Source organism: Rubellimicrobium mesophilum DSM 19309, assembly GCF_000600335.2.
Taxonomy (GTDB): Bacteria; Pseudomonadota; Alphaproteobacteria; order Rhodobacterales; family Rhodobacteraceae; genus Rubellimicrobium; species Rubellimicrobium mesophilum.
The window spans coordinates 21,099-27,489 of sequence record NZ_KK088598.1; the positions used below are offsets into that span (position 1 = coordinate 21,099).

Annotated in this window: 5 protein-coding genes and 1 pseudogene; 2 read left to right on the top strand and 4 right to left on the bottom strand. The window is 69.1% G+C overall.

What is annotated here, in order from left to right:
* Positions 1-6: 6 nt before the first annotated feature.
* Genes RUMESO_RS17785 through RUMESO_RS17795 form a run of 3 tightly spaced genes read right to left on the bottom strand, consistent with a single transcriptional unit; the run spans position 7 to position 2,908 of the window.
* Complete coding sequence (locus RUMESO_RS17785; RefSeq protein ID WP_037282004.1) at positions 7-993, bottom strand: sugar ABC transporter substrate-binding protein; 987 nt, start codon at positions 991-993, stop codon at positions 7-9.
* 25 nt (positions 994-1,018) lie between these two features.
* A complete protein-coding gene (locus RUMESO_RS17790; RefSeq protein ID WP_037282005.1) occupies positions 1,019-2,218 on the bottom strand; it encodes a mandelate racemase/muconate lactonizing enzyme family protein in 1,200 nt (399 codons plus the stop codon).
* The gene (locus RUMESO_RS17795; protein WP_211262922.1) at positions 2,219-2,908 is read right to left on the bottom strand and encodes a FadR/GntR family transcriptional regulator; all 690 of its coding nucleotides are present in this window, start codon (positions 2,906-2,908) and stop codon (positions 2,219-2,221) included.
* 101 nt (positions 2,909-3,009) lie between these two features.
* Here RUMESO_RS17795 and RUMESO_RS17800 point away from each other — a divergent pair, with 101 nt between their 5' ends.
* Both RUMESO_RS17800 and RUMESO_RS17805 read left to right on the top strand, forming a co-directional pair.
* Complete coding sequence (locus RUMESO_RS17800) at positions 3,010-3,804, top strand: SMP-30/gluconolactonase/LRE family protein (protein ID WP_211262923.1); 795 nt, start codon at positions 3,010-3,012, stop codon at positions 3,802-3,804.
* A gap of 97 nt (positions 3,805-3,901) precedes the next feature.
* Positions 3,902-5,122, top strand: a complete 1,221-nt coding sequence (locus tag RUMESO_RS17805; RefSeq protein WP_037282010.1) for an enolase C-terminal domain-like protein — start codon at positions 3,902-3,904, stop codon at positions 5,120-5,122.
* Between the two features lie 115 nt (positions 5,123-5,237).
* On the opposite strand, the pseudogene RUMESO_RS28635 reads toward RUMESO_RS17805, so the two are convergent.
* Positions 5,238-5,414 (bottom strand): annotated as a pseudogene (locus RUMESO_RS28635) (substrate-binding domain-containing protein); the annotation flags it as partial.
* Positions 5,415-6,391 lie beyond the last annotated feature (977 nt).

The following is a 6,391-nucleotide window of genomic DNA, read 5'->3' on the forward strand; positions in this document are numbered from 1 at the left end:
CCTCCATCAGCGGCCACCCTGGGTGGAGCGCTCCATGATCGCGTCCACCATGTCGGGCGTCACCACGCCCTGCCCGGTGTCGATGTCTGCAGGGGCGAGGCCTACGGTCTCGTTGAGGTAGACCTCCATTACCGGCATGAAGCCCTGCATGTAGGGCTGCTGGTCGATCTGAACCTGGACGTAGCCCGTCTTCATTTCGTCGAGCACCTGGGGCACGAGGTCAAAGCCGCCGAGCAGGACCTGGCCCGGCGGCGTGCCGCGGTCCGCGAGCACGCGGGCCACGGCGGCGTGCCAGAAGCCGGTGTCGAAGTAGGCGGTCGTGTCCGGGTTGGCGGCGAGGTAGGCGCCCACCCGGTCGCCCACGGTGGCGAGGTCCGTGCCGGAGTCGAGGCGTTCGTAGCTGAACTCGCGGTCGGGGTTCGCAGCCGCCCAGGCCTCAAGTCCCTCGATCACGCCCTGCGCGCGTTGCTCGGACCAGTTCTGGCCGGGGGCCGAGACGCCGACGAGCACCTTGATCGGCCCGTCCGCCGGGAAGTTGGCGGCCTGCGCCTCGGCCAGGGTGCGGCCGGCGGGAATGAAGCCCTGCCCGATGAAGGCCTGCCGGGCGTTGCCGGCGGCGCCCTCAAGGTCGTCGACGTTCGAGGCGATCACCGTGATTCCGGCGTCCCGCGCCCGCTGGATCACGTCATCGAAGGCGGTGTTGTCGACGATCGAGGTGATGAGCGCGTCCGGGTTCTGGGCGAGCGCCGCCTCCATGTTGGCGAGCTGCTCCTGCACGGAGCCCTCGGTCTGGGTGAAGATCATCTGGCACTGGGCCTGGACCTTGGCGCAGCCGTCCTCGAAGCCCTTCTGGACGGCCTGCCAGAAGGTATTGGAGGCCGACGAATGGTGCGTGAAGACGATGTTGATCGTGCTGTCGTCCTGGGCGAGCGCGGGCCCCGAGACCGACGCCAGCAGCGCCGCCCCGAGGGCCAGTTTCTTCAGGCTGGTCATGGTGGTCAGGTCCTCCCTTGGTTGGTCAGATGGTAGCGGCGTCCGATCTTCGTCGGCTGGCCGTGAAGGCGCGATCGAGGTCGGGGCGGAGGTCGAGCCCAAGGCCCGGCCCCGGCGGCGCGGAGATCATTCCATCCTTCACCTCCGGAAGGGCGGTCACGAGGTCACGATACCATGTGCGCAAGAAGGCGCGGACGCTTTCCTGCACTAGCGCGTTGGGCGTATTCAGCGACAGGTGGACCGAAGCGGCGAGTACCACCGGTCCCGTGCAGTCGTGGGGGGCGACGGGCAGGTGCCAGGCCTCGGCCATGGCGGCGATCTTACGTGCCTCGGAGAGGCCGCCGCACCAGCTCAGGTCCAGCATCACGACCCCGGCCGCGCCGGTCTCCAGCAAGTCACGGAAGGCCCAGCGCGAGCCCAGCGTCTCGGAGGCGCAGATCGGCGCCTCGGAGGCCTCGGCGTAGCGGCGCAGGTCCGAGAGGCTGTCCATGCGGATCGGGTCCTCGTGCCAGTAGGTCCCGAAGGGCTGGAGCGCGCGGGCGATCCGCATGGCAGGGAGCAGCTGCCAGGCCGAGTGGAACTCCACCATGACGTCCACGCGGTCGCCCACGGCGGCACGGATCTTCTCGAGCGGGCGGAGGGCCTCGTCGAGATCCTGGGAGGTGATGTGGAGGCCGTTCGAGCGCTCGGCCGCGGCGTCGAAGGGCCAGATCTTCATGGCGGTGATCCCCTCCTCCAGGAGGGACTGCGCGAGCTCGTCCGCGCGGTGGAGGAAGGCGTCCAGGTCGTCGAGGTCGCCGCGCGTGAGGCCCCAGTTGGAGCTGGCCTGGCCGGTCGCATCCTTGATGTAGCCGGGGCCCGCGCACGTGTTGTAGGTGCGAATCGCGTCCCGGGTGAAGCCGCCGAGGAGCTGGGCCACGGGCTGCCCCGTCGCCTTACCCCACAGGTCCCAGAGCGCGATGTCGAAGGCCGAGTTGCCCCGCGTCTCGGCCCCCGAAGAGCGGAAGCCCAGGTAGCCCACGAGGTCGCGGGAGAGGGCGTCGATCCGAAGGGGGTCGCGGCCGATCACCCGGGGGGCGATCCATTCGTGGACGTGGGTCTCGACAGTGGCGGCGCCGAAGAAGGTCTCGCCCAGGCCGGTCACTCCCTCGTCGGTGTGGACGAGAAGCCAGAGGAGGTTGGGCCTTTCGGCGATGCGGACAGTCTCCAGGGCCGCGATCCGCATTCAGCCTACCCCGGCCTGGACAAGGGCGCGGACGCTCTCATCGAAGTGCCGGCCCATCGCCTCGGCAGCTCGGGAGGGGTCACCGGCGGCCACGGCCTCGGCGATTTCCTCGTGGGTGGCGAGCATCGTCTCGCGCGAGACGTCGGTGGTGCGGGAGCGCCAGCCCACGGGCCAGGTCTGCCGCGTCACCCCCTGGAAGGCGCCCACGATGAGAAGGAAGACCGGGTTCGCGCAAGCGCGGGCCAGGGCCAGATGGAAGTCGAGGTCCCGCTCCAGGAGGAGCAACGGGTTGGCGGCGGCGTCCCGCATGGCCTGGGCCAGGGCCCGGATCGTCTCAGCCTCGGCATCCCGGCGGCGGATGGCGGCCAGCGCGGCGATGCGGGTCTCGATGGTGCGGCGCACGTCGTAGATCTGCTGGATGGTGATCTGGTCGGTGTGGACGCCGTGCTCGATCATCAGGCCCATGGCGCCGTGGTCGAGATTGGCGACCGTGGCCCGCTTGCCGGTCGCGAGGTCGATGATCCCCATGGCGGCGAGGGACCGGAAGGCTTCGCGCACCACGGTACGGGAGACGTTGAGCTCCCGCGACAGCGTAGCCTCAGAGGGGAGGCGGTCGCCTGGGACGAGGTTGTTCTCGCGGATGTGCCGAGTGATGGCGCCGATCGCGTCGCCCACCAGGCCAGATGCCATCTGCTGTCCCAAGGTGTCCATAAACCTGCCTGACAGCTTTGCATTGAAATGTGCATAGGCAACGGGCATGGTGCCTGTCAACGATCTTGTGAGGATGGCGGATGGCGGCCGAGCTGGCGCTCGCGAGCGGCGACATCGTGGGGGAGAGCCTCGTCTGGGACGACCGGCGCGGGCGGTTGGTCTGGGTCGACATCATCGGCCGGCGCATCCAGACCTTCGACCCCGCGACGGGGGAGCATCGGGTCTGGCCCATCGCGATCCGCCCGACCTCGCTGGCGCTTGGCGAGGACGGAAGCGCGCTCGTGGGGAGCGAGCGGCACGTCTGCCATTGGGCTTGGGACGGCGAGCCCGAGCCGCTGGTGGAGGTGGAGCCGGACCTCCCGGACAACCGGCTCAACGAGGGGGCGGTGGGACCGGACGGGGCCATGTGGGTCGGGACGATGCACCAGAACATCCGTGACGACGACGGTCCGGAGGAGATCCCGGCGGCCACGGGACGGCTTTACCGCTACGCGCCTGACGGGACGCTGGCCTGCGTCTCGGAGGATCTGTTCGGGATCACCAACACGCTTGTCTGGCCCGCGCCCGACCGGCTGGTGACGGCGGATACGCTGGCGAACGCGTTCTACGAGTACCGGATCGGCGAGGGCGGGCAGCTCTCGGGGCGGAAGGTGCTGATGGAGGGGTTCGGGCGGGGCGCCCCGGACGGCTCCACGCTCGACGTCGAGGGCTTCGTCTGGAACGCCCGGGTAGCAGGCGGGGCCTGCCTCGTGCGGATCGCGCCGGACGGGCGGGTGGACCGCGTCGTGGAGCTGCCCTGCTCTTGGCCCACAAGTTGCGCCTTCGGGGGCGGGGGTTGCGGACGCTCTATGTCACCTCGGCCCGCTTCACCATGACGGCGGGGCATCTGGCGGCGAACCCACAGGAGGGCGGGCTCTTCGCCGTGGACGTCGGCGTTGCGGGCCGGCCGCCCCATCGCTTCGGAGGACAGGCATGAGGATCGTGGACCTTCGCGCCACCACCGTGGCCGTCCCGCTGGAAGCGCCGCTGCGCCACGCGAACGGCGCGCATTGGGGGCGGTTCATCCGCACGGTGGTCGAGGTCGTCGGCGACGACGGGCGCGTGGGGCTAGGCGAGATGGGCGGGGGCGGCGGCTCGGCCGAGGGCGCGATCCTGGCGCTGAAGCCCTACCTGATCGGGCACGACCCCCTCCAGCTCGAGCAGCTCCGCTGGAAGATCATGAACCCCGTGGGCAGCCTCTACAACGCCCGGGCGCAGCTCCATGCGGCCATCGAGATGGCCTGCATGGACCTCGCAGGGCAGGCGCTGGGGGTGCGGGCTTGCGACCTGTTGGGCGGGTCCCTGCGCGAGGAGGTACCCTTCGCCTCCTATCTGTTCTTCCGCTTCCGGGACTCCGCTACGGGCGTTGGCGGCGAGTCGGGCCCCGAGGAGATCGTGGCCCATGCGCGCGACCTGCGGGAGCGCCACGGCTTCCGAACCCACAAGCTCAAGGCCGGGGTGTTTCCGCCCGACCACGAGGTCGAGGTGTTCCGGGCGCTGGGCGCGGCTTTCCCGGAGGACCGGCTGCGGATCGACCCCAACTCGGTCTGGACGGTGGAGGAGGCGATCCGGGTCGGGCGCGCGATCTTGGACCTCCGGAACGACTACTTCGAGGACCCGACCTGGGGACTGGAGGGGATGCGGCGGGTCCGGCAGTTCGTGCCGATCCCGACCGCGACCAACGCCGTCGTCGTCAACTTCGAGCAACTCGCGCAGTCAATCCGGCACGATCTTGTGGACGTGATCCTGCTCGACACGACCTTCTGGGGCGGGCTGCGGCAGGCCCACAAGGCCGGGACGGTGCTGGAGACCTTCCAGTACGGCGCTGCCGTCCACTCCTCGGGCGAACTCGGCATCCAGCTCGCCTCGATGCTGCACCTGGGGGCGGCGCTGCCGAACCTCGGCTTCGCGGCGGACGCGCATTACCACCACCTCGCGGATGACATCATCCAGGGCGGCAAGATGGCCTACCGGGACGGGGCCATCGCGGTGCCGCAGGGGACGGGGCTCGGCGTGACGCTCGACCGCGACCGACTCGCCCGCTACGCCGAGCACTACCGAGAGACGGGCGGTTATGCCTATGACCGCGACCCCGAGCGGCCGGACTGGTACTCAGTCTTCCCGGAACGCCGCTTCGCGGATCCGCTTGCGTGACCCTCTGTGTGTCGCCTCGGCGCGTCCTTGCCCTGGAACGTCGATTGAGGGCAGCACCCGGTCCGGGCAGGTCCTCAGGGCCCAGGGAGCTTGTATGAGGTCATTCAGCAGAGCCTCATACGCTTCGGTGAAATCGCTTTCGGGATTGCGGCGGGCGCTCGGTATCGATCTCGTCGAGGAGCAATCGAATGGACCGCTCGGCCATGGCGGCGACGGGCGCCCGAACCACGGTCGACGACGGGTCCAAGAGATCCGCGACGTCGAGATCGTCGATGCCGATCAGGGACAGGTCGTGTGGAGCTTTTTTGGCCCAGGCTCCGCAGGGCCAGCATCGCGCCGAGTGTCATCATGTTCGAGAATGAGACAAGCGCCGTAGGAGGTTGAGGCTTGGCCAGGCAGGCCAGCATACTCTCAGTGGAGGTCTCCTGCTCGTAGTCGCATGATCCCGATCCAGCGGATGGTTTGCTGCCCGCCGTGGGCATTGGCATCCTCACACCGTGTCTCGATGATGTATCCGTTCCTGCTCTCAGCATGGGGGAGCGAGCTCACGTATGCAAAGGACGGCCGGACGCTACACCCGACCTCAATGCGGCGCGGGACAAGCGCCCTAGCCATCGGTAACCGAGGGGAACCCTGGCCCAGGGCACTCCTGCCGTGGTTTTCTCCCGCTGAGGGCTGGCTGCGTCCCTCCCAAGCAAAGCTGCCGGAGCCGAGCCCTCCATCGGCAGTGGCGGCAATGCCTCTGCGCCGGCGCTGCATGGCGGCACTGAGGAGCCGCCCCCGAGCTGCTATCCCTCGGGGCCCGGGGGCGGTGCGGAACCGGACAAACCGTGCGCTTGCGCCTCTTGTGACCAAACTTCGGTCACAGCACCGTCCTATTTTCGGCTTGGAGGACGTGGCTCGCGCCTTTGGCGCGTTGCGAGAGCGGATCAGCCGGAGAGTGCCGCGCATGGAAAAACCCCGGCCGTCCGAGCCCTGGCCTGCTGCTTGGGGTGATCGGACGGGCGCGCGTCGGGAAAGCGGCGGGCCTATTCGCTTGTGATCGTCCGCGCAGTCATAAGCAGCGCAGGCATCCATCGACGCCGCCTAAGATCAGTCAAAGCGCCAGGGAGGCCTCGATGCCCTTTGCCCGGCGACGCGCCAGGCCGAGGTTCCCGATCGGCGTTGTTGCACAACCCTGTGGCGGGTGCTCGCGTAGGGACCCGTGGCGCCTATCTGGGCACTCATGAGCAAGCCGTCTCCCGCCCGCTATCGCACGACGAACTGGCC